The organism is Oceaniovalibus sp. ACAM 378, from assembly GCF_008085915.1.
In the GTDB taxonomy this organism is placed as follows: domain Bacteria; phylum Pseudomonadota; class Alphaproteobacteria; order Rhodobacterales; family Rhodobacteraceae; genus Oceaniglobus.
The window spans coordinates 58,864-79,808 of the sequence record NZ_VSJK01000003.1; the positions used below are offsets into that span (position 1 = coordinate 58,864).

The window sequence follows — 20,945 nt, forward strand, 5'->3', positions numbered from 1 at the left end:
GCTCGATGAAAGTCCGGGCAGGAAAAGCCGGATTGGCGCGTTATTACAAAGCTACGCTGGATCACCGTTTGACTCAAAGATCGCAGGCAAGGCGGCACTATGCGCCACGCCTTGCAATTTGCGATGTAAGTCCACCAATATGGGCGCGTGCGGCGGAGGGGGCACCGTCACATGCTTTTTCAGTCGCGCCAAAAGGCCGGTGCGGCCATAGGGCGCTTTGATGCCAATAATGCGATGCCAATAAAAGGACGGACACATGCATATCATGATCATCGGCGCGGCCGGAATGGTCGGAACCAAGCTGACCCAAAGGCTGGTCGCCGATGGCGCGCTGGGCGGCAAGACCATTGACCGCCTGACGCTGGTCGACGTCAACGAACCCGCCGCGCCCTCTGGCATTCCGGCCACTTGTATGGCGGCGGATCTGACGACTGCGGGGGTCTCAGACCGTCTTGCGGGGCTGCGGGCGGATGTGATCTTTCATCTGGCCGCGATCGTGTCAGGCGAGGCCGAGGCGGATTTCGACAAAGGGTATCTGATTAACCTTGATGGCACCCGGTTCCTGTTTGAATCGATCCGGCAGGAAGGGCTGCGCGAGAGTTATTGCCCGCGTGTGGTCTTTACCTCGTCCATTGCAGTATTCGGCGCGCCATTTCCCGACAAGATCAGCGATACGTTCCACAATACGCCGCAAACATCCTATGGCACGCAAAAGGCGATTTGCGAATTGCTGCTGGCGGATTACTCCCGTCGTGGGTTTTTCGACGGAATCGGCATCCGTCTGCCGACGATCAACGTGCGTCCGGGCAAGCCGAACAAGGCGGCGTCGGGGTTCTTTTCCAACATCCTGCGCGAACCGCTTTCCGGGCAACCCGCCGTCCTGCCCGTTGCTGACACCGTGCGTCACTGGCACGCCAGCCCGCGTTCGGCTGTCGAGTTTCTGCTGCATGCGGCAACGCTCGACACTGCGCCTCTGGGGCAGCGCCGCACGCTCAACCTGCCGGGACTCAGCGCCACGGTGGCTGAACAGATCGAGGCGCTGCGCCGCGTTGCAGGCCAAAAGGCCGTGGATCTGATCAAGGTCGAGCCGGATGACACGATCACCCGCATCGTCGCTGGCTGGCCGCAGAATTTTGATCCGCAGCGCGCCATTGAACTGGGCTTTCGTGCAGAGTCGAGCTTTGACGAGATTATCCAGATTCACATCGACGACGAATTGGGCGGCAAGTTGCCCTGAACCTGTGCGGCGGATCCGATTCCGCCGCCTTGCGCCCGCATCGGCGGATCAGAGACAGTCGGCCATACCCTGCGCAAGATCACGCAGCAGCGCAGGGTAAAACCCCGGCCCAATCGGAATCGCGGTGCCCAGCGGATCGAGCACGGCGGTTTTCGTATCCGTTCCGCCGAACACAGCGGCGATCAGGCCGGGGTTGAACTGTGGTTCGGAAAAGGCGCAGACGACGTTCTGCCCTTTGGTTGCTGCGCGCATTGCGTCCAGCCGCGTCGGGCTGGGGTCCGACGCGTCAGACAGGTTGATCGCGCCGATCGGGGCCAGGCCAAACCGGCGTTCAAAGTACTGATAGGCATCGTGGAATACCACATATCGCACGTCTGACAGGGCGGCGAGTGTGGGTTCTATTTCGGCCACCACCGTGTCGATCTCGGCCTGTCCGGCGGCGGCATTTGCGACATAGATCGCGGCATTTTCCGGGTCGAGACCGGAGAGTGTGGAGGCGATTTCACCCAGCCATAGCCGAGCATTGTCAGGTGACAGGAAGGCGTGTGGGTCGGTTCCGGACTGATCATGGTCGTGATCGTGGTCGTGATCCGGCGCGGTGCCGGGGGCGGGCGTGTCCGCGTCATGCCCGTGGTCATCAGGCCCGAAGGTCGCGCCCAGACGAAACGCCAAAGTCTCGGTGCCCGGCAGGTTCAGCAGTTGCACCGACACCGCCGATCCGGCGAGCGTTTCGATCCGGCTTTCCAGTTGCGGGGTCAGCGCCGTGCCGATCCAGAACACCGCATCCGCAGATTGCAGCGCGCCGGCATCCGAGGGACGCAGGTCATGATCGTGGGGCGATGCGCCCGGTCGGACGATAAGATGGGGCGTGCCCAGACCCTGCATCACCTTCGAGACCAATCCGTGAACCGGAGCGATATCGGTGACCACCCTGGGCACATCGGCCATTGCGGGGGTGGCAAACAGCAGGGCGCAGAGGGCGGCGGCGCGGGGATTGAACATTGGATTGATCCTGTGATCTTATAACATTGCAACCTCTGTATGATGGATGTTATAACATTGCAATCCCATAGGAGGCCGCCATGCGCCCCATTGCCTTTGAACGCCACGATCACGCCCGTTGCATCGACACCGCCGTCGCCCGCGCGGCCCGGCACTGCGCCGAAAAGGGTGTGCAGTTCACCCCGGTACGTCGCCGGGTGTTAGAGATTTTGCTGGAAGAACATCGCGCCTTCGGGGCCTATGACATCCTTGATCGCCTGCGGGCCGAAGGGCGCGGCGCACAGCCGCCCGTGGCGTATCGGGCGCTCGAATTTCTGGTCAGGCACGGCTTTGCCCACCGGATCGAACGGCTCAGCGCGTTTGCTGCCTGTGCCTTTCCGGGCTCCGATCACGCACCCGCCTTTCTGATCTGTCGCGATTGCCGCGCGGTGGCCGAGGCGGAGCAGGGTCCGGGCCGGTCCCTGGATGCTGCGGCGGCGAAAAACGGGTTCACAATCGAACAGACCGTGGTCGAGGCCGAGGGCCTGTGCCCCAACTGCGTCGGGGCTGCGTGAGCCTGATCGCGCTGGAATCAGTCGATGTCCAGCTTGGCGGCGTATCGGTGTTGCAAGGCGTGAGCCTGAACATCCGGCGGGGCGAAATCGTGACCGTGGTCGGGCCGAACGGATCGGGAAAATCGACATTGTTGCGGGTGATGATCGGCGCGGTGAAACCAACTTCGGGCCGGGTGGTGCGGGCCGAGGGGCTGCGCATCGGATATGTGCCGCAAAAGCTGCATATCGATCCGACCCTGCCGATCACGGTGACGCGGTTCCTGTCTTTGCCGCGTCCGGTTTCGGCCGTGCGTGCCCGCGATGCCTTGCACCGGGCAGGGGTGCCCGATCTTGGCGGGCGGCAGATGGCGCAGCTGTCGGGCGGACAGTTCCAGCGAGTTCTGCTTGCCCGTGCCCTGCTTGACGCGCCGGATCTGCTGTTGCTGGATGAGGCGACCCAAGGGTTGGATCAGCCCGGGTCCGCCGCCTTCTATCGTCAGATCGAAGACGTGCGCCGCGACCTCGGATGTTCCGTTGTGATGGTCAGCCATGAATTGCATGTGGTGATGAGCGCGTCGGACCGGGTGATTTGTCTGAACGGTCATATCTGCTGCGAAGGTCACCCCGAGGTGGTGGCAAGCGCGCCGGAATACCGCGCGCTGTTTGGCACCGGCACCAAGGGTGCTCTGGCGCTGTACCGGCACGAACACGGGCATTTGCACGATCACACCCATGATCATGGGCACGAGTCCGGGGCCGAACATTCTCACCACATTTCCGACGACGACGGGGCAGGCCAGTGATCCTTGATAGTTTTCTGGTGCGCGCCGCACTGGCGGGGGTTGGCGTGGGGCTGGCCGCCGCACCATTGGGATGTTTTGTCGTCTGGCGGCGCATGGCCTATTTCGGCGATGCCACCGCCCATGCGGCGATTCTGGGGATCGCGCTCAGCATTGCGTTTTCATTGCCGGTGTTTCTTGGTGCGCTGATCGTGGCGCTGGCGATGGCGGTGACCGTGTCGCTGCTGTCGGACCGGGGTTTTGCCATGGACACGCTTTTGGGGGTGCTGGCCCATTCGGCGCTTGCCTTTGGGTTGGTGGCCGCGTCGTTTCTCAGCGGTGTCAGGCTTGACCTGATGGCCTATCTGTTCGGCGATATACTGGCTGTGTCGCGGGGGGATCTGGCGGTGATCTGGGGCGGGGCGGTGCTTGTGCTGGGGCTGTTGACCTGGCGATGGTCGGCGCTTTTGATGGCGACGCTGAACGCCGATCTGGCGCAGGCCAGCGGTATTGATCCGCGGCGCGAGCAACTGGTGCTGACGCTGGCGCTGGCCTGTGTGGTGGCGGTATCGATCAAGGTGGTCGGCGTGCTGCTGATCGCGGCGATGCTGGTGGTCCCCGCCGCTGCCGCCCGCCCCCTTGCGCGGACACCCGAGGCGATGGCGTTGATTGCCGCGGTGATCGGCGCCGCCTCGGCGCTGGGCGGATTGTTGGCGTCTTACCGGTTCGATACTCCGACCGGTCCGACGATGGTCTGCGTGGCCGCTTTGTGCTTTGCGCTCACGGCGCTGGCGGGCGGAAGACGCTAGTCCAATTGTGGCAAATGAACAATTTCAGGCTTCAGCGGTTGTGATCCTGCACCCGTGGGAGAAATCTTCTGGAACCCGTCAAGATTTTGATCGCCCATCTGACCGACATCGTCCGCGCATCCATCGTGCTGCTGCCGCAGATTGTCGTAGCGTTGTTCGTCATATTCATCACCTGGCTGCTGGCCAGATTGGCCCGCGGCGTGATGAATCGCGCCTTGAAAGGCACGCGTTTGCGGCCCAGCCTGAAAGAACTGCTGACGCTACTGCTGTCGATTCTGGTCTGGGTCGCGGGTGGCATGGTCGCAGCGGTGATTGTATTTCCGGGTTTGACACCAGCCAGCATGTTGGCGGGACTGGGCATTGGTTCCGTCGCCATCGGGTTCGCGTTCAAGGATATATTCGAGAACTTTCTGGCCGGGATCATCATTCTGTTCCGGCGCGAAATGCGGATCGGCGATCATATCGAATGTGAAGGGATCGAGGGTCAGGTCGACCGGATCGCGATCCGCGAAAGCCATATCCGCCAGACCGACGGTCAGTTGGTCATCGTGCCGAATGCGATCCTTTTCAAGAACCCGGTGACGGTACGCACCGATCGCGATGTGCGGCGGGTCACCATCATCTGTGGCGTCGCCTATGACGAAGATCTGGATGCCGCCCGTCAGGTCATTGCCGATGCGGTTGCTGCCTGTTCCACGGTGCGGCAGGGCGATCTGCCAATTCAGGTCTTTGCACAGGAGTTTGCCGACTCATCGATCAACTTCGAGGTGACATGGTGGACGGGCGCCACCCCGGTCGAGGTGCGCAAATCGAAGGACGAGGTGGTCTCGGGGGTCAAACGCGGGTTGGATGACGCGGGTATCGAGATCCCGTTCCCCTATCGGACCCTGACATTCAAAGAGCCGCTGAAGCTGCGGCACGGATCGGATGACACCGGACGGGATGAAACGCCAGAGAGCTGAACCTTCTGGCCTTCCGAACCTGCAAAACTTGGCTGTCACCCTGTCTCGACCAGCGCGACAATCCCGTGCTATCGACAACGCGTCTGTGCGAAGGGGATTGTCGATGAAGCGTTTCGTTGTGATGGGTGTATCGGGCTGCGGCAAGAGTGTGATCGGCGCGGCTTTGGCCGAGGCGATGGGTGCTACATATATCGACGGTGACGATCTGCATTCCGCCTCTAACATCGCCAAGATGGAGGCGGGCACGCCCCTGACCGATCTCGACCGGGCGCCCTGGCTGGATCAGGTTGGGCAGACGTTGAATGTGGCGCCGGGGGTAGCAATCGTCGGCTGTTCGGCGCTCAAACGCATCTATCGTGACCGGATTCGTGCTGTCGCAGGGCCGTCGGTGATGTTTCTGCATCTGGACGGGTCAAAGGCGCTGATCGCCGGGCGCATGGGCAAACGTACCGGGCATTTCATGCCAACGACCCTGCTGGACAGTCAGTTTGCAGCACTGGAACCGCCCGCGCCGGACGAATGCGCATTGACCGTGCCGATCGGTCCGCCGCCCGCCGAGGTCGTCGCCTTCATCCTACAACATCTGCAGACGAAAACGATCTGAGGGATGCCGCGCTGAACGGCGGCATTCGGGCGTCCAGTCCACAGACTTTAATCCTGTGGCCCCGGGCAACCACCGGGCCAATCCATCGACATGGCAAGATTGACTCGACTGAAAAGCGATTCGATTGCAGGCTCAGCTTGGTTCACCGTAACCCCGCGTGAGGCCAGGGTGCTGACTCTGACAAACAAAAAAGGGCGCCCGCAATGGGGCGCCCGGTTTGGTAGCTCAGCTGTCGCTCTTTACGGGCAAGCAGCGGTGTAACGCTGACCGTTGGGATACTGATACACGCATTGTCCGGACTGGTTGGCGGAACGACCGAGATAGTTGCCGGCTGCGGCCCCGGCAGCACCCCCGAGCAATGCGCCGACCACTCGGTCGTCCCCACCCGAAACAGTCGCACCAAGCGCAGCACCTGCGGCGGCGCCGGTCAGAGTGGATTGCTGCGGTGTGTCGCAGGCGGCAAGCGATGCGGCCAGTGGCAAAATCAACAGGAATTTCTTCATTTCAATCTCCGATTATGGAACCCTTGTTTGAAACGCGGGTCGTGGACTTTGGTTCCACTGAATTGGCCCAACCCACAGGGCGGGCGCCTTAGTGGCGACCGGATCAACCGACCGTTTGCTGAACAGCGGTAATATGACCCCGGCAAATCTTTCGAATTTGCGCCTTGGCGCATCCCCGACAGTTGCCTGAGATTAAACCGTTTTCGCCCGCCAACATGTCCCTTGTCGCCCAGATTCCGGCGCAGGGCAACACCGCAGCCCTCCAGACCGGGTTGGATGGATAGCAGCGCAATGGTGCGCGGATGGCCATGTCCGTCTCGAACTCTCTGGCATTTCAGCCTGAAGCGGGCCAGTCTGTCTGCTCAGGACCGGGCGGCAATATTGTGCGCCGGGAATGATCAAACGGAGCGCCGTATGAGTGAAGAATTCAATATGTCGATGCGCAAGTTCCTGAAACAGGTGGGTGTGACATCGCAACAGGCCATCGAAGAAGCGATGCGCAACGCCGATTCCTCAAGTGGAAAATTCGCCGCCAAGGTGGTGCTGACCATCGATGAAATCGGCCTGACCCATGAGGTGACGGGGTCAATCACCGGGCCTGACGCGAAAGAATAATCAATCGACGGCACGGGGCCGGTTGTCAGTGGCATTGCGGCCGGGATGGCGGGCCGGAACGTGCGAATCCGGCTTGGATCACACGCGGTGCCGCAGCGACACGGCGGTTGCAACGGTCCGGGCACGGGCGGCAGCGAATGTCGCCGCCCAGAAGCTCAGTTTGTCTCTGCATTGAACACGAACAACTGCTCGCCAGCGATTTTATAACCGTCGATCAGGCCTTTCGCGACATCCCCGGTCAGCCAGTTTTCCAATGTCTCGGCCAGATCGGCGCGTACATGCGGGTGCTTTTCGGCGCTGACGGGCAGGAAAGCGTATTGGTTGAACAGGGCGGGATCGCCTGAAAACAACAGCGCGAGCGTGGCCTTGTTGCCAAAGTTGAGCCAGCTGGCACGATCCGCCAGAATATAGGCATCGAGCCCGGCAGCAGTGTTCAGCGCCGCACCCATGCCGGCGCCGACGGCATTGTACCATTTTCCGAACCCGGCGGGGTCAAGATCGGCAGCGGCCCAAAGCGCCAGCTCGGTCTTGTGTGTGCCGCTGTCATCGCCACGGCTGACAAAGGCGGATTCGGTGTTTGCGATTGCGCCAAGCGCGGCGATGGCCGTGTCAGTTCCGGCAATCGCGGCAGGGTCGCCCGCCGGGCCGACCAGCACGAAATCGTTATACATGATTTCCCGCCGATGGGGGGCGTTTCCGGCGGCGACAAATGCGTCTTCGGCGGATTTTGAGTGGACAAGGATCGCATCCACATCGCCGGATTCGCCCAGTTTCAGGGCCTGTCCGGTGCCGACGACAACCAGTTGCACCTCGATCCCGGTGTCTTTGGCGATCACCGGCAAAAGCACCTCGGCAAGACCCGAGTTTTCAAACGACGTGGTGACCGCCATGCGCAGAGGTTCGGCGATGGTGGGTGAGGCAAGCAGGGTTGCCGTGGCCAGAAGTGCGGCGCGGATCATAGTACGATGTCTCCCTTCAGAAATGCGGCGAGTTCGGGTGTCTGCGGTGCAGTCAACAGGGTGGTGCCGCTTTCCCAGACCTGCCCCGAACGCAGGAACACACCCTCCGTCGCAAGACGGCGGGCCTGTCCCATGTCATGAGTTGCCAGCACGATGCGCGTTCCGGTGTCGCGTACCTCGACCAGCAGGGCTTCAATGTCGCGCGTCGCGCGTCCGTCCAGATTGGCGCAGGGTTCGTCCAGAAACAAGACCTTGGGCGACCGGATCAGGGCGCGGGCCAGTGCGAGTTTCTGTCTCTCGCCGCCCGAAAGCCGCAGCGCCGGACGGTCGAGCGCGTCACCAAGACCGATCCGGCAGGCCCACTCGGCAGCCGTCTCCCGCGCTTGTGCCTGCGGTTGGCCAGACAGCCGCAGCGGAAAGGCCAGATTGTCGGCAACCGAACGGCGCAGCATGGTCGGTTGCTGGAACACATAGGCCTGCCGCTGGCGTGCCTCGGCCATGGGGACGGCCCATGCGATTTGCCCAGCGGTCAATCGCTCGATCCCGTGCATGACGCGTAGCAGTGTCGTCTTGCCTGATCCGTTCGGCCCGATCACCACAGTCAGCCCTGTTCCCGCCAGTTCAAGATCGATGGGGCCAAGCAGGGTCTTGCCACGGCGGCGCACCATGGCCCCCGTCACGCGCAGGGGGAGCATTTCTACCACAGCCCGTCACTTTCAGTCCGGCTCAGCCAATGGATCGAAAGGTTCACCAAGAGGGCCAGAGCGATCAACACAAAGCCCAGCCCCAGCGCCAGCGCGAAATCACCCTTGCCTGTTTCAAGCGCGATGGCCGTGGTCAGCACCCTTGTGGCGTGATCGATATTGCCGCCGACGATCATGATCGCCCCGACCTCGCCGATGGCCCGTCCAAATCCGGCCAGCGCGGCGGTCAGCAGGTTGCGCCGTCCGTCGATGATCAACGTTGCGATCCGCTGACGTTTGGTGGCGTTCAGCGAGATCAGCAGGTCGTGATAATCGGCCCAGAGATCGCGCATGGCCTGATGGGTGATGGAGGCAATCAATGGAGTGATGATGATCACCTGAGCAATGATCATCGCTGTTGGAGTGAACAAGAGTCCCAGCACCCCCAGCGGCCCCGACCGGGACAGGAAGACATAAACGATCAAGCCCACCACGACAGGCGGCAGCCCCATCAGCGCGTTCAGCACCGAAATCACCGTTCGCCGGTGACGAAAACGCTGCACCGCCAGATAGGTGCCCAGCGGAAACGCGATGGCACAGGCAAACAGCAACGCCGTCAGACTGACGTGCAGCGACCGCAGGCTGATTTCGATCAGGTCGGAATCCAGCCCGATCAGCAGGTAAAAGGCGGCGGTGAAACCGTCCAGGATATCGGTCATGCCGCGCGCTTTTTCGTGATTACAGAAGGGGATGGCGAACGGGTAGGGTTGGTCAGGCGGGCCGGTTTGTCAACCGCGCGAAAATGCAGCATCGGCGATGGCGACCAGATCGGCAAACACCCCCGGCGCCCCGGCGACCACACGCCCGCCGTTGCGCAGCATGTCTGCGGTATCCTGTGCTTCGATCCGCCCGCCCGCTTCGGCGATCAGCAACTGACCCGCCAGACAATCCCACGCGTTCATGTGCGACTCGACATAGCCCAGCAATTTGCCCTGCGCGACATAGGACAGCATCAGCGCGCCCGAAGCGTTGCGATAAAACACGCCGCCCTGTTCGGTCAGCATCTCGATCGCGCGCACAACGCCATCTGTGGCGGTGCGCGCGGAAAAGCCGATGCCGACAGACCCGTCGGTCAATTTGGCCCCGGGCGTCACACCCAGTTTCCGGTCATTGCAATATGCACCGCCGCCGGTGCGTGCATGGCACATTTCACCATGCACCGGATCATGGACGATCCCGGCGACGATGCCGGTCGCGTCGGTCACTGCCAGAACGACCGTCCAGGCGGGAATGCCGCGCACGAAATTCGCCGTGCCGTCGATCGGATCGATGACCCAGGTGAATCCACTGATGCCGGGTTCTGGCGCATCTTCCTCGCCAATGATGCTGTCGTCGGGAAAGGCCTCGCGGATCAATCCGCGCACGAGGGTTTCGACATTGCGATCCGCCTCGCTCACCAGATCCTGATGGCCCTTGCGGTCGATGGTCAGGGTGTCAAACGATCGGAAATATTCCAGCGCCACGTCTCCGGCTTGGGTTGCGATGGCGCGGGCACTGGCAAGGCGGGCGTCGATGGGCGAAACGGTCACAGCAAAACTCCCCTTCAGGTCTGGGCACATATGGGTAGGCGGTTTTCAAACCGGTGTCACCGACAATCCTTTGGAGCCGCCACAATGCGCACCGCGCCATTCAGCCACAGCGCAGCAGCGATGGGCCAGAGGTTTTGAGATTTAAAGGTGGGCACCGCTTGCAGGGGGAAATTGGTCGTGTCGCGTTGGCGGTGCAGGGGGGGGCGAGGTTGGACAAAACCATGCCAACGGCGAAGTTGCGGCAGCAATCCGACGTTCGGTGAAGGCGGCATGCCAATCTCTGGCTGGCCGCCCTGCAACCAGCAGGCTATAGGTTGCGCCATGAGCGAGATCCTGCCTCCGTGCCCCGAATGTTCGTCGGTTTTCACCTATCAGGTGGATGCCCTGTTTAATTGCCCGGAATGCGGGCATGAATGGTCGCCAGACGCAGTCTCTGACGCTGCCGACGAAGTGCGCGACAGTGTCGGCAACATCCTTATGGATGGCGACACTGTGACGGTGATCAAAGACCTGAAAGTCAAAGGATCATCCTCTGTGGTCAAGGTCGGGACCAAGGTTCGCAATATCCGGCTGGTCGGCGGCGATCACGATATCGACTGCAGGATTCCCGGAGTCGGTCAGATGGGCCTGAAATCTCAGTTCCTGAAAAAGGTGTTGGACTAACCGTCTTCGCCGGGAAATTACACGATTTCCCGGCGGCGGAGCCGCACCCTTGCCCCTTGCCAAAGCAGTGGTCTGGCGAAATGACAAACCATCTTGGCAATCGGCAGGGAAATGACTGGTCGGACTGAAAGGAGACTAGGGTCACCAGCCGACCACCTGATCAAGTGCGTTGCGAGGCAGCACATCAAAGCTTATCCGCGCCAGAGATCCTGACTGACAAGCCTCCGAACCCCAAATCTGCATCTCAGCTCACGACACCGCCGAAATCTTTCGCCTGTCTTGAAGACGATGGAACAGGGCGATTGCATCATCAACGCCGTTGGACCGCTTCGGCGAGACAGCGATCATGACCTATTCCGACGCAGGGCCTCAGCAGCCCGCACCCTCGGGAAAAACTGCATATCCAGATTCAACGGGGCGATGGATAGCGGATAGGTCGCCAAATCACCTTGGAACGGGCGGCAGGCGATGACAGTTTGCCTTGGGCTACTGTCCGGGCGTCATCCCTGCAGGCCAGAACCGGCACGAAACATTGTGGCCGGGCGCGATTTCGTGCCATTCGGGTGTGCCGCTTTCTGCGTGGACCTCGCCAAAGACGCAGGGGTGGCGCGGATCGTATTCGCGGGGAAACACCGGTGGCGGAGCGGCGTTGCGCAGGCGCTTTCGTTGCGCTTGCACGTCCGGGACAGGTACGGCGTCAAGCAGGGTGCGGGTATAGGGATGCACGGTGTTCTCATAGACCTGAGCTGCTGTGCCGAGTTCCACGATCCGCCCGCCGTACATCACCGCGACGCGGTGCGCGAGGCGGCGCACCAGCGCAAGGTCATGGGCGATAAACAGGGACGACAGGTTGAGCCGGGTCTGAAGATCGGCCAAAAGCGTGACAATCTGTGCCTGAGTGCGCACGTCCAGCGCCGAAACCGCCTCGTCACAGACCACAAAGTCGGGATCGACGGCCAGAGCGCGGGCAATGACAATGCGCTGGCGTTGGCCGCCGGAAAATTCGTGTGGAAATCGGTTGCGCACCTCGGGGTCCAGCCCGACCATTTCCAAAAGCGAGTCGACCTTTGCGGCAAACTGATCGCGGGGTATCGGGCGGTGAACCAGAAGCGGTTCGGTCAGGATGCTGGAAATTCGCATCCTCGGGTTGAGGCTCGAATGCGGGTTTTGCAGCACGAACTGCATGTGGCGGCGCATGCCGCGCAGTTGTGCACCTGACATTGTGGTCAGGTTGCGGCCCAACAGTTCGACTGATCCGGCGCTGGCCTTTTGCAGTTGCAGGATCGCACGGCCCGTCGTTGTTTTCCCCGAGCCGGATTCACCGACAAGGCCAAGGGTCTGACCGGCGGCAAGATCGAAGCTCACCCCCTCGACGGCGCGCACTGCCGGATTGCCCCGGCGCGGCGGAAAGGTGACGGCAAGGTCGCGAACGCGCAGGAGCGGTGCGCTCATGGCTTGGCCTCCGGTGCGTCAAGACGGGGCACCGCCGCAAGCAATGCACGGGTGTAGAGGTGTTCGGGGGCGTCAAAAATACGCTCGACCGGGCCGGTTTCCACGATGTCGCCCCGGTACATGACCATGACCCGTTCGACCATACCTGCAATGACCCCGAAATCATGGGTTATCAGCATCAGCGCCATTCCAAGATCCTCGCGCAGTTGCAACAGCAGGCGCAGGATTTGCGCCTGAACGGTGACATCCAGCGCCGTCGTTGGTTCGTCCGCGATCAGCAGCGCGGGGTCGCAGGAAATCGCCATGGCGATCATCACCCGCTGCCGCATACCGCCGGAAAACTGGTGCGGATGGTCGTCGGCGCGGCGGCGGGCGTTGTGGATGCCGACACGTTCCAACAGTTCGACCGTGCGGTCGCGGGCGGGGCGGGCGGACAGACCTTTGTGACGGCGCAGCATGTCGTCGATCTGGGCCCCGACAGTCATCGTCGGGTTCAGCGAGGTCATCGGATCCTGAAAGACCATCGCAATCTGTGATCCGCGCAGGGTCTGCATCTGGCGCTCGCTATATTGCAACAGATCCTGACCCTGAAACGTGACCGAACCACCCAATCGGATCGAGGACCCCTCGGGGGCCAGTTGCATCAGGGCACGGGCGGTCACGCTTTTGCCACTGCCGGATTCACCGACGATTCCAATCGCTTCGCCAGCCGCCATGTCGAAGTCGAGCCCGTTCAACACCTGCACATCACGCCCACGGGTGGTAAAGGCGGCGGTGAGCCCGCGGACCTTGAGAAATGGATCACTCATCTTTTACCTGCCACATCCAGCATTTCGCGCAACCCGTTTGCCAGCACGATAAAGGTGAGGGTGGCAAAGACGATGGCACCAGCGGGGGCAATGACGGTCAAGGGGGCAAGCTCCATGAATTGTCGCGCCTCGGCCAGCATGCCGCCCCAGTTGGGATCGGGTGGAGGCGGGCCGAGACCCAGAAATGAAAGCGCGGTGACGGTAAAAATGGTATTGGCCAGCGTCAGGCTGACCTGCACAAGGATCGGTGAGATCGCCAGCGGCAGGATGTGCCGGGTCACAAGACGGAATTCGCTGACGCCAACGCTGCGCGCGGCTTCGACATGATCCCAGCTTTTGACCGAGAGGACCGGCGCGCGCACCACGCGGGCAAGGATCGGAGTATAGACGATCGCGATGGTCAGGATCAGGTTCGGCACCGTCGGCCCCAGCGCGGCCACAACCGCAATGGCAAGCAGGAAAACGGGAAACGCAAAGATCACGTCGAGCACCCGCATGATCACCTGATCGACCGCACCGCCAATATAACCCGCCGTCAGCCCCAGAACCAACCCGGCGGCAAGCGCCAGACAGACCGCGACCACGGTGATCAGCAGGGTTGTGCGGCCACCGATGATAAGCCGGGACAGGATATCACGCCCGATGCTGTCGGTTCCCAGCCAGTGCTGGGCGCTGGCTGGCGCAAGCGAGTTGGGCGAGGTCATCGATGGATCGTAGGGCGCAATCAGCGGGCCAAGTAGGGTGAGGATGAGCATCAGCGCCAGCATGGCCAGACCCAGTCCGACCATCCACCGATCACCATTGGCAGCCTTGCGCCGCTGGGGCAGGGGGGCATCGTCGTCGGTGACGAAGTCAGTATCGCTCATCCCTCGACCCTCGCGTCGGCGCGGATATAGGCGATATCGACGAGCACGTTAACCAGAACCACGACGGCGGCAGTGGTCAGCACGATGGCCTGAATCACCGGATAATCCCGGCTGGTGATTGAATCGAACAGGTATTGGCCCATGCCGGGAATGGCAAAGATCGTTTCGATCAAGATGGACCCGCCCAAAAGCTGTGCGATTTGCAGGCCCGTAACAGTAATGACCGGGGTCAGCGCATTGCGGACCAGATAGTTGCGCAGCACGGTACGCGGGCGCAGCCCCTTGGCACGGGCAACCATGACAAAATCCTGACTGGCCACCTCAAGCACCGCCGCGCGGGTGTTTTCCGATACCGTGACCGAGACGGCCAGCGACAGCGCAAAGGCCGGCAACAGCAGGCTGCCGATACTGCCGAGCGGATCTTCGGTGAAGGGAACAAAATAAAAGATGCGAATCTGCGGGAAATACAGCCCCGCCAGCAGCACGATCAGAGTGCCCACAACGAAATTCGGAATCGCCAGCATCAATCCGTTCCAGAGCCGCACGATCCAATCCGTGTGCCCTCGGAAACGGGCCGAGGCAAGACCGGTCAGCCCGCCCATGACCATGGCCATCAGCGCGGCCAGTGCCGTCAACTCGAACGTCACACCCAGACGGCCCCCAATTTCCGATGTCACCGGACGTCGCGTGACAAATGAGGTTCCGAAATCTCCGCGAAGGGCGTCCCCGAGCCATGCAAGGTATTGCACCCAGATCGGTTGATCCAACCCCAGATCGCGGCGGACCTTCTCCAGCATTTCGGTTGAAACATTGGCTGATCCGGCCGCCGCCTGAGCAAAATCGCCCGGCAGAAGCCGCATCAAGGCAAAGGCCGCAACGGACACGCCCAGCAGGATAGGCACCGCCAGGGCGAAACGGATCAGAACAAGGCGTGTCACGTAACGTCGGCTCCCTTACTTGTCGATCCAGGTGGTGCGCACATAGGTCCGGGTATTGGCGGCCAATGCGTGATAGCCCTGAACATAGTTCCACCATGCCTCCCAACGCAGGGGATACTGATAGATGTGCAGGACATAGGCCTGATCCGCGATCCGCCGCTGGATGTCCTGATTGGCTGCGGCGCGCTTTTCCGGGTCGGTAATGGTGCGGGCCTCTGCGATCATCTGATCCATCGCTTCGTCGTCCATGCCCATATTCGCACCAAAAGTTCCGCGCGACGACATCCGTAGAAAAATTGCATCCGGGTCCGGGGTCCATGAATCAGCCACCGAGAGCAGGGTGCTGTACGTGCCCTTGTTCCACATCTCCAGCAGAGGCGCGGTTTCGGTAGGTTTGATATTCACATTGATACCGGCCTGCGCCCATTGCTGTTGCAGGATCTGCGCACAGGCAACGTCAAGATCGTTGGCCGCCACGACGATATAGTCGCCAAGGTCGATGCCATCGGGATGCCCGGCTTCGGCCAGAAGTTTCTTTGCGCCTTCAATGTCCTGACCGTAATAGGGCAGATCGGATGTGCCGTCATAACCGCCGATCTGGCTTTCGGGCAGCGCGGCGCCGACCTTGCCCGATCCGCCAAGAACGGTATCAAGACAGGCCTGCCGATCGGTGGCAAGGCTGAGTGCGCGGCGCACGTTCACGTCGTTCATCGGGGCGGCCTTGAGATTGAACCACACCGGGAAGGTCCGCGAGGTTTGACCCGGCGCCGAGACAAGATCCGGCTGCGTGCGGGTGATCAGATCGGCCACCTTGGGGTTTTTCAGCCAGGTCATATCGATGCTGCGCGACCGCAGCGCCGAAGCCAGCGCCGATTGATCCTTGAAGAAGCGAAAGATCACCTTGTCGAGGTAGGGTTGACCATCCTCATAGTAATTCGGGTTGGCAACCAGCACAAATTCGCGGTTCGGTTCATAGGATTCGAACATGAACGGCCCGGTGCCGACGGGCTGGGTCACAAGATCCTCAACGCCCTGGGGCACGATCGCCCCGGCCGGGTTGGTCGCCAGATAGCGCAGAAAAGCGGCATCCGGCGTCTTGAGCTTGAATTCGACGGTCAGCGGGTCTTTCACTGTCACCGACTCGATGCTGGAATAGGACGAAGCCCACCGCGCACCCGTCGCCGGGTCCATGATCCGGTCAAAGGTGTGTTTCACATCCTCGGCCGAGAATGCCTGACCGTTGTGGAACGTCACGCCGTCACGCAGCGTGAAGACATAGGTGGTTTCGTCCGGCATCTCGTATCCCGTGGCAAGATCGGGTTCGATCTGCATATCGGGGCTCCAGCGCAGCAGGCCGGTATAGAGCAATCCGGTGAAGTCGCCCGACGAAAATGCCGTATTGGTCACCGGGTCCAGACCGATGGGATCGGCGTCGGCACCGATGGTCAGGGTGCCACCGCGCTTGGCGTCTGGATCGCCCCCCGACGCCGCAAAGGCGGCGGGGCTCATCATCAGAACTCCGCCAGCAACGCCAAGGCGCAGCATGGAGCGGCGGGACATGTCGAATGGATCGGTCTTGGGTCTGGTGGTCATTGTCTATCCTCCCAGGATTACGAAAACGGGTGTGCAAAAGTCGGCGTGCCGGTGTCAAATTTTCCCGGCGTCCTTCACGGCCCGTACGGATTCTGCTGCGACGGCAAGGGTTTCGTCGATCACGTCGTCACTGTGTTCCGACGACATAAACCATGCGCCCCGTTCCAGAGCGCGCACGCCCCGGTACATCATCTCTGTGGTCAGTGCGACATATCCGGCGCGGTTCATCGTGCTCAGCTCGCGGTAGTTCCTTGCCGGTTTGCTCAGCCCGAGCGCGACATGGAACACCTGCGGAAAGCCGACGACCGAGGCGGTAATGCCCGCGTCGTGGAAGATCCGTTGCAACCCCTCTTTCAACCGCTCGCCCTGTTTGCCGATCTGGGCATAGAGGTCCGGGGTCAGCAGTTTCAGGGTGGCAGCCGTGGCCGCCATGGCCAGCGGTTGCGCGTTATAAGTGCCGCCGTGCAAAACCTTGCCGTTGGTCAGGTCCAGCAGATCGGCGCGCCCCACCACAGCGGCCACAGGAAAGCCGTTGGCAATGGCCTTGCCGAAGGTCGACATGTCGGGGGTGACGCCGAACAACTCCTGCGCGCCGCCTGCGCCAAGGCGGAAGCCAGTGATCACCTCGTCAAAGATCAGGATGGTCCCGGTGTCGGTGCAGGCCTGACGCACGCCCTCCAGATATCCCGCGTGCGGGTGGATCGAACCGGCGTTGCACATGGCGGGTTCCATGATGACGGCGGCGATGTCCTTGCGGGCAAGGCGGGCCTTCAGCGCGTCAAGGTCGTTCCATTGCAGCACGGCAACGGCATCGGCGGTGCTGGCCAACTGCCCCTGCGAGCCGGGCTGCGGGACGATGGCGCCATGCGCGTCGGGCTGGGCGTCGCCGGGGGCAACGGACCACAGCACGTTGTCGAACCAGCCGTGATAATGCCCCTCGAACTTCAGGATCTTGTCGCGTCCCGTCGCCGCGCGGGCGATGCGGAAGGCGGCCTGAATCACTTCTGAGCCCGAACCGCCAAAGCGCATCCGTTCGGCGCTGGGGACCATTTCACAGACAAGGCGGGCGGCCTCAGCCTCGATCTCGGACTGGGCACCGAACAGGATGCCGGTTTCCATCTGCTTTGCCACAGCATCGGTCAGCGCTTTGGGCTTGTGACCAAGGATCATCGGCCCCATGCCGAGGTAATAATCGATCAGCCGGTTGCCATCCACATCGGTCAGATAGGCGCCATCGGCGCTGTCGATCACCAGTGGCGTCGGCGAGATGTTGAGGCGGAAGTTGCTGCTGACCCCACCCGCCAGCCACTCGGAGTTTCGCGCGATGGCGGCTTTTGATCCGTCGAAAGACATGCGCGGCCGGTCGGCGCTGGTCGGGTTCGGTGCGGTTTTGGTGGCGGTCATTTGCCTTCTCCTTCGTTGGCGACGACCGCGATGCAGTCGATTTCATAGCGCAGGGCGGGTGACAGGCAGCCCGAAATGGTGGTGCGGGCCGGGAAAGGTTTTGAGAAAAACTCAAGATAGACACGGTTGAACTCGGCTATATCCTCGTGCAGGCGGACATAGTTTCGGGTCTGGACCACGTGTTTCAGATCGCTCCCTGCGGTCTTCAGCACCTTCTCGAGGTTTTCAATCGAGCGCCGCATCTCGCCCTCCAGCGTGTCGAAAACGATCTTGCCCGTCGCATCGACCGAGGCTTGGCCCGAAACGAAAATTAGATTGCCCACTTTGGTCGCGGGACTGAACGGCAGGTGGGAATGTGGCGTGTCGGGGCTGTCGGGATATTCGATCATAACAATTCCTTCGTGGTTCGCATGGCTCAGGTCGGATCCAGCGGATGGATCGGACGGCGCAGGTTCTTATAAGGCAGGGTGCTCAGATCACTGGCGCATGGGCCGGGCGTGTCGACGATATAGCTGCCCGCCGCGATCGGGTCATAGGCGCGGCGATGGGCCACTGCACCCTTGACGCCAATCGCCGACAGGCTCTCGGGGATGATCCCTTGAGATCGCAACTGTCCCAGATCGGCGGGCGCGGTTTTCTTGCTGGTCAGCAGGATGGTCACGCCCGCCGTTTCGACAACCGCGCAGGGGCCCATCTTGATATGCACACCCAGCGAGGCGACCATGTGACTGTTGCGGTCCTCCAGATCGAAGTTGCCGTCGCTTTTGCGGATCAGGGTCACCGTCAGATCCAACGGCCCCGGGTCTTGCGGCGTCCGTTTGCCGCCGATCTTCAACTGCGCCGTGTCGCCCGGGCAAACATCCTTCAGCGCCGCCACTGATTCCGGGTCGGCGATGATCACGGCGGCGTTTGTCATGCCGTGGCGCAGCAGCCCGCGCAATACGGTGGTGCAGTCACCCGCAGCCCCGCCGCCGATGTTGTCAGCAGGTTCGATGATGATCCAGGGGCCGTCGGTCTTTGCCTTGATCTCGCTCAGGGCGTCGTCCAGAGCCCATTCGGCGGGCTGGCCTTTGTCGCGCAGGCGAATTGCGATTTCCGCCAGCGAGTCGAGCGCCGCCTGCGCCGCGGTATCGTTGCCCGTGGTCACGAGCGAAAACGCCACGCCCGCATCGTGAACGTCGGAAAATGAGAAGCCGCCGATCACGTTCACCGCCCAGATGTCGGGATTTTCCGTCTCGATCTCGCGGGCGCGCAGTTCAAGGTCGCGCATCGGCGACACGGCGGTGCCCGTGCCGGTTGGCGGCCAGATTACCGGCACGCGCAGCGACAGCATGTGCGGCATCGGTGCGCCCGACAGAGTGCGCGCCAGAAGTTGAGCCGCGCGGACCGCCGTATCTCGCGCGTCGATATGAGGGTTTTCGCGGTAGCCGACCAGTGCAGTGGCATGACGCGACATGGCTTCGGTGAAATTGGCATGCAGATCGAAGGCGCCAAAGATCGGCATATCGCTGCCGATGCCGTCCATGGCACGCAAGCGGCCCAGAAGTTCGCCCTCGATGTCCTGACAGGCATCGGTCACGCCCGCACCGTGCAGCGCCAGCCAGATCGCATCCAGCGGCCCGTCCTTCAGCGCACGTTTCACGCCCGTTTCCAGCTCGCTCCAGAATGTTTCGAACGCGGCGTGTTCCATAGTGGCGGAAGGCGCGGCCAGATAGTCGCAGACCGGCACCACGTTCCAGCCTTCGGACTTGGCCACTTCCAGGAACCCATCCACCATCGAACCGTCTCCGGCCCGCTGCAACAACGCGTCACCACGGCGAATGGTGAAATCGGTCAAGGGGGTCGTGCCCTGAACGAACGTGTGGGTTTCGTGGAAGATGCCCGCAAGAAGAACACGAGGTGGGGTCGGCATATCGGTTTCCTTCTATTCTTTAAGGTCGCGCCTTGATTTCCGGGCCTTCAAGCCTTGGGGATCATGTCCGCGCCGCTCGAGTGGTGTTGCAGCGCAGCCGATATTTCGGCCATGCGCTCAACGAGCATCGTGCCCATGTCCCGCATCATCACATCGTCAAAGCGCGCCGCCGGTCCCGCGACGCTGACCGAGGCGATGGGCTGGCCGCCCGCGTCGAAGATTGGCGCAGCCACACAGGCGCTGCCGATCTCGTTCTCTTCGAATTCGAAACTCCAACCGGTCTTGCGGCACCGCTCCAGCAGCAGATTGAGCGCGGTGAGATCGGTCGTGGTATTCGGGGTTTTCGAATGCAGCGGTGCCAGTTCAAAAATCGTCTTGAGAAATTCTTCGCCACGCCATGCGATCAGGGCGCGTCCGCAGGCGGTTGCATGATAATCCGCCCGTGTCCCGGCATAGGACGAGACACGCAGCGATTGATTGCTTTCCAGACTTTCCACAATGATCGCGTCGGTCGGGCCGGGCAGCGCAAGGTTCACCGTCTCGCGGGTTTCGGCACAGAGACGCACGAGATGGGGGCGGATTGACGCCACCATATCCAGCCGCCGATCCACCGCCCGACCATAAACCATATGCAAAAGCCCAAGCCGGTACAGTCCCTTGTCGGGATCGTGTTCGGCCAGCCCGACGTCGGTCAGGGCGCCGATCAAATTGAAGGCGGTCGTCTTGGCAATGCCCGCATGCCGGGCCAGATCGCGCAGCGCGACCCAGTCACCCGATCCCATGGCATCAAGCAAAGCCGCCGCGCGGCCGATCGATTGAATTCTTGCCTTCGTCACTGTCGCCCCATCTGTTCCACATTATAGAACGTTTCGAATCGTGGAATACAGGGAGTTAAGCAAGTATTCAGTTGGCTTTGCAAGAAACATCTTAAAAAATGCAGAATATTATTTATTTTCTTGACAGAGTGGCCTTTTGCAAAGTCTGATTGCAGGAAGGAATTCATTATCGTTCAACTATATGGAACGATATATTG

Annotated in this window: 23 protein-coding genes; 8 read left to right on the forward strand and 15 right to left on the reverse strand. The window is 61.6% G+C overall.

The genetic code is table 11. The annotated features are described in order from the left end of the window. Positions 1–256: 256 nt before the first annotated feature. Positions 257–1,237, forward strand: coding sequence for a D-erythronate dehydrogenase (gene denD / locus FQ320_RS04290; protein ID WP_148470374.1), 981 nt, complete (start codon positions 257–259; stop codon positions 1,235–1,237). 48 nt (positions 1,238–1,285) lie between these two features. Here denD and FQ320_RS04295 read toward each other — a convergent pair whose 3' ends face one another. Beyond that, positions 1,286–2,239 carry a zinc ABC transporter substrate-binding protein gene (locus tag FQ320_RS04295; RefSeq protein ID WP_148470375.1) on the reverse strand — a complete coding sequence of 318 codons (954 nt, stop codon included), beginning with the start codon at positions 2,237–2,239 and terminating at the stop codon, positions 1,286–1,288. An 80-nt stretch (positions 2,240–2,319) separates the two neighbouring features. On the opposite strand from FQ320_RS04295, the gene FQ320_RS04300 reads away from it, so the two are divergent. From FQ320_RS04300 to FQ320_RS04320, 5 genes are all read left to right on the forward strand, one after another. Then, positions 2,320–2,793, forward strand: coding sequence for a transcriptional repressor (locus FQ320_RS04300; RefSeq protein ID WP_148470376.1), 474 nt, complete (start codon positions 2,320–2,322; stop codon positions 2,791–2,793). Beyond that, the gene (locus tag FQ320_RS04305; protein ID WP_148470668.1) at positions 2,790–3,575 is read left to right on the forward strand and encodes an ATP-binding cassette domain-containing protein; all 786 of its coding nucleotides are present in this window, start codon (positions 2,790–2,792) and stop codon (positions 3,573–3,575) included. The genes FQ320_RS04300 and FQ320_RS04305 overlap by 4 nt, the downstream gene beginning before the upstream one ends. Further along, positions 3,575–4,360 carry a metal ABC transporter permease gene (locus tag FQ320_RS04310; protein WP_148470669.1) on the forward strand — a complete coding sequence of 262 codons (786 nt, stop codon included), beginning with the start codon at positions 3,575–3,577 and terminating at the stop codon, positions 4,358–4,360. The genes FQ320_RS04305 and FQ320_RS04310 overlap by 1 nt, the downstream gene beginning before the upstream one ends. Before the next feature lie 86 nt (positions 4,361–4,446). Further along, the gene (locus tag FQ320_RS04315; protein ID WP_255509363.1) at positions 4,447–5,322 is read left to right on the forward strand and encodes a mechanosensitive ion channel family protein; all 876 of its coding nucleotides are present in this window, start codon (positions 4,447–4,449) and stop codon (positions 5,320–5,322) included. Positions 5,323–5,425: 103 nt separating this feature from the next. Next, positions 5,426–5,926 carry a gluconokinase gene (locus tag FQ320_RS04320; protein ID WP_222861569.1) on the forward strand — a complete coding sequence of 167 codons (501 nt, stop codon included), beginning with the start codon at positions 5,426–5,428 and terminating at the stop codon, positions 5,924–5,926. Positions 5,927–6,165: 239 nt separating this feature from the next. Here the strand turns inward: FQ320_RS04320 and FQ320_RS04325 are convergent, their stop codons facing one another. Next, positions 6,166–6,429: a glycine zipper 2TM domain-containing protein gene (locus FQ320_RS04325; protein WP_148470378.1), complete on the reverse strand. Its 264-nt coding sequence runs from the start codon at positions 6,427–6,429 to the stop codon at positions 6,166–6,168. Positions 6,430–6,843: 414 nt separating this feature from the next. Here FQ320_RS04325 and FQ320_RS04330 point away from each other — a divergent pair, with 414 nt between their 5' ends. Continuing rightward, the gene (locus FQ320_RS04330) at positions 6,844–7,044 is read left to right on the forward strand and encodes a DUF6494 family protein (RefSeq protein WP_148470379.1); all 201 of its coding nucleotides are present in this window, start codon (positions 6,844–6,846) and stop codon (positions 7,042–7,044) included. Positions 7,045–7,199: 155 nt separating this feature from the next. Here FQ320_RS04330 and FQ320_RS04335 read toward each other — a convergent pair whose 3' ends face one another. From FQ320_RS04335 to FQ320_RS04350, 4 genes are all read right to left on the reverse strand, one after another. Next, a complete protein-coding gene (locus tag FQ320_RS04335) occupies positions 7,200–8,003 on the reverse strand; it encodes a substrate-binding domain-containing protein (RefSeq protein ID WP_148470380.1) in 804 nt (267 codons plus the stop codon). Further along, the gene (locus FQ320_RS04340; protein ID WP_148470673.1) at positions 8,000–8,698 is read right to left on the reverse strand and encodes an ATP-binding cassette domain-containing protein; all 699 of its coding nucleotides are present in this window, start codon (positions 8,696–8,698) and stop codon (positions 8,000–8,002) included. The genes FQ320_RS04335 and FQ320_RS04340 overlap by 4 nt, the downstream gene beginning before the upstream one ends. A 2-nt stretch (positions 8,699–8,700) precedes the next feature. Continuing rightward, entirely contained in the window at positions 8,701–9,405 is a 705-nt protein-coding gene (locus FQ320_RS04345) for an ABC transporter permease (protein ID WP_148470381.1), read from the reverse strand. Between the two features lie 69 nt (positions 9,406–9,474). Beyond that, positions 9,475–10,275, reverse strand: a complete 801-nt coding sequence (locus FQ320_RS04350) for an inositol monophosphatase family protein (RefSeq protein WP_255509364.1) — start codon at positions 10,273–10,275, stop codon at positions 9,475–9,477. Between the two features lie 321 nt (positions 10,276–10,596). On the opposite strand from FQ320_RS04350, the gene FQ320_RS04355 reads away from it, so the two are divergent. Then, entirely contained in the window at positions 10,597–10,938 is a 342-nt protein-coding gene (locus FQ320_RS04355; RefSeq protein ID WP_148470383.1) for a zinc ribbon domain-containing protein YjdM, read from the forward strand. A 486-nt stretch (positions 10,939–11,424) separates the two neighbouring features. On the opposite strand, the gene FQ320_RS04360 is transcribed toward FQ320_RS04355, so the two are convergent. The 9 genes from FQ320_RS04360 to FQ320_RS04400 are packed head-to-tail and all read right to left on the reverse strand — an operon-like array spanning position 11,425 to position 20,748. Next, positions 11,425–12,390 carry an ABC transporter ATP-binding protein gene (locus FQ320_RS04360; protein WP_148470384.1) on the reverse strand — a complete coding sequence of 322 codons (966 nt, stop codon included), beginning with the start codon at positions 12,388–12,390 and terminating at the stop codon, positions 11,425–11,427. Then, positions 12,387–13,199: an ABC transporter ATP-binding protein gene (locus FQ320_RS04365; RefSeq protein ID WP_148470385.1), complete on the reverse strand. Its 813-nt coding sequence runs from the start codon at positions 13,197–13,199 to the stop codon at positions 12,387–12,389. The genes FQ320_RS04360 and FQ320_RS04365 overlap by 4 nt, the downstream gene beginning before the upstream one ends. Further along, the gene (locus tag FQ320_RS04370; RefSeq protein WP_148470386.1) at positions 13,196–14,065 is read right to left on the reverse strand and encodes an ABC transporter permease; all 870 of its coding nucleotides are present in this window, start codon (positions 14,063–14,065) and stop codon (positions 13,196–13,198) included. The genes FQ320_RS04365 and FQ320_RS04370 overlap by 4 nt, the downstream gene beginning before the upstream one ends. Further along, positions 14,062–15,003: an ABC transporter permease gene (locus tag FQ320_RS04375; protein WP_222861570.1), complete on the reverse strand. Its 942-nt coding sequence runs from the start codon at positions 15,001–15,003 to the stop codon at positions 14,062–14,064. The genes FQ320_RS04370 and FQ320_RS04375 overlap by 4 nt, the downstream gene beginning before the upstream one ends. A 15-nt stretch (positions 15,004–15,018) precedes the next feature. Further along, the gene (locus FQ320_RS04380; RefSeq protein WP_148470387.1) at positions 15,019–16,596 is read right to left on the reverse strand and encodes an ABC transporter substrate-binding protein; all 1,578 of its coding nucleotides are present in this window, start codon (positions 16,594–16,596) and stop codon (positions 15,019–15,021) included. 54 nt (positions 16,597–16,650) lie between these two features. Beyond that, the gene (locus FQ320_RS04385; protein ID WP_148470388.1) at positions 16,651–18,000 is read right to left on the reverse strand and encodes an aspartate aminotransferase family protein; all 1,350 of its coding nucleotides are present in this window, start codon (positions 17,998–18,000) and stop codon (positions 16,651–16,653) included. After that, positions 17,997–18,389: a RidA family protein gene (locus tag FQ320_RS04390; RefSeq protein ID WP_148470389.1), complete on the reverse strand. Its 393-nt coding sequence runs from the start codon at positions 18,387–18,389 to the stop codon at positions 17,997–17,999. Before FQ320_RS04390 ends, FQ320_RS04385 begins: the two co-directional genes overlap by 4 nt. Positions 18,390–18,415: 26 nt before the next feature. Continuing rightward, complete coding sequence (locus FQ320_RS04395; protein WP_148470390.1) at positions 18,416–19,912, reverse strand: M81 family metallopeptidase; 1,497 nt, start codon at positions 19,910–19,912, stop codon at positions 18,416–18,418. 47 nt (positions 19,913–19,959) lie between these two features. Continuing rightward, on the reverse strand, positions 19,960–20,748 hold the full coding sequence (locus tag FQ320_RS04400; protein ID WP_222861571.1) for an IclR family transcriptional regulator: 789 nt from the start codon (positions 20,746–20,748) through the stop codon (positions 19,960–19,962). Positions 20,749–20,945: the final 197 nt, after the last annotated feature.

Excerpts from the sequence above, each read along its gene's own strand:
- FQ320_RS04380 (WP_148470387.1), bottom strand. The coding sequence starts at position 16,596 with ATGACCACCAGACCCAAGACCGATCCATTCGACATGTCCCGCCGCTCC.
- FQ320_RS04300 (WP_148470376.1), top strand. The coding sequence starts at position 2,320 with ATGCGCCCCATTGCCTTTGAACGCCACGATCACGCCCGTTGCATCGAC.
- FQ320_RS04355 (WP_148470383.1), top strand. The coding sequence starts at position 10,597 with ATGAGCGAGATCCTGCCTCCGTGCCCCGAATGTTCGTCGGTTTTCACC.
- FQ320_RS04345 (WP_148470381.1), bottom strand. The coding sequence starts at position 9,405 with ATGACCGATATCCTGGACGGTTTCACCGCCGCCTTTTACCTGCTGATC.
- FQ320_RS04325 (WP_148470378.1), bottom strand. The coding sequence starts at position 6,429 with ATGAAGAAATTCCTGTTGATTTTGCCACTGGCCGCATCGCTTGCCGCC.
- FQ320_RS04320 (WP_222861569.1), top strand. The coding sequence starts at position 5,426 with ATGAAGCGTTTCGTTGTGATGGGTGTATCGGGCTGCGGCAAGAGTGTG.
- FQ320_RS04360 (WP_148470384.1), bottom strand. The coding sequence starts at position 12,390 with ATGAGCGCACCGCTCCTGCGCGTTCGCGACCTTGCCGTCACCTTTCCG.
- FQ320_RS04365 (WP_148470385.1), bottom strand. The coding sequence starts at position 13,199 with ATGAGTGATCCATTTCTCAAGGTCCGCGGGCTCACCGCCGCCTTTACC.
- denD (WP_148470374.1), top strand. The coding sequence starts at position 257 with ATGCATATCATGATCATCGGCGCGGCCGGAATGGTCGGAACCAAGCTG.
- FQ320_RS04340 (WP_148470673.1), bottom strand. The coding sequence starts at position 8,698 with ATGCTCCCCCTGCGCGTGACGGGGGCCATGGTGCGCCGCCGTGGCAAG.
- FQ320_RS04390 (WP_148470389.1), bottom strand. The coding sequence starts at position 18,389 with ATGATCGAATATCCCGACAGCCCCGACACGCCACATTCCCACCTGCCG.
- FQ320_RS04370 (WP_148470386.1), bottom strand. The coding sequence starts at position 14,065 with ATGAGCGATACTGACTTCGTCACCGACGACGATGCCCCCCTGCCCCAG.
- FQ320_RS04385 (WP_148470388.1), bottom strand. The coding sequence starts at position 18,000 with ATGACCGCCACCAAAACCGCACCGAACCCGACCAGCGCCGACCGGCCG.
- FQ320_RS04335 (WP_148470380.1), bottom strand. The coding sequence starts at position 8,003 with ATGATCCGCGCCGCACTTCTGGCCACGGCAACCCTGCTTGCCTCACCC.
- FQ320_RS04295 (WP_148470375.1), bottom strand. The coding sequence starts at position 2,239 with ATGTTCAATCCCCGCGCCGCCGCCCTCTGCGCCCTGCTGTTTGCCACC.
- FQ320_RS04330 (WP_148470379.1), top strand. The coding sequence starts at position 6,844 with ATGAGTGAAGAATTCAATATGTCGATGCGCAAGTTCCTGAAACAGGTG.
- FQ320_RS04395 (WP_148470390.1), bottom strand. The coding sequence starts at position 19,912 with ATGCCGACCCCACCTCGTGTTCTTCTTGCGGGCATCTTCCACGAAACC.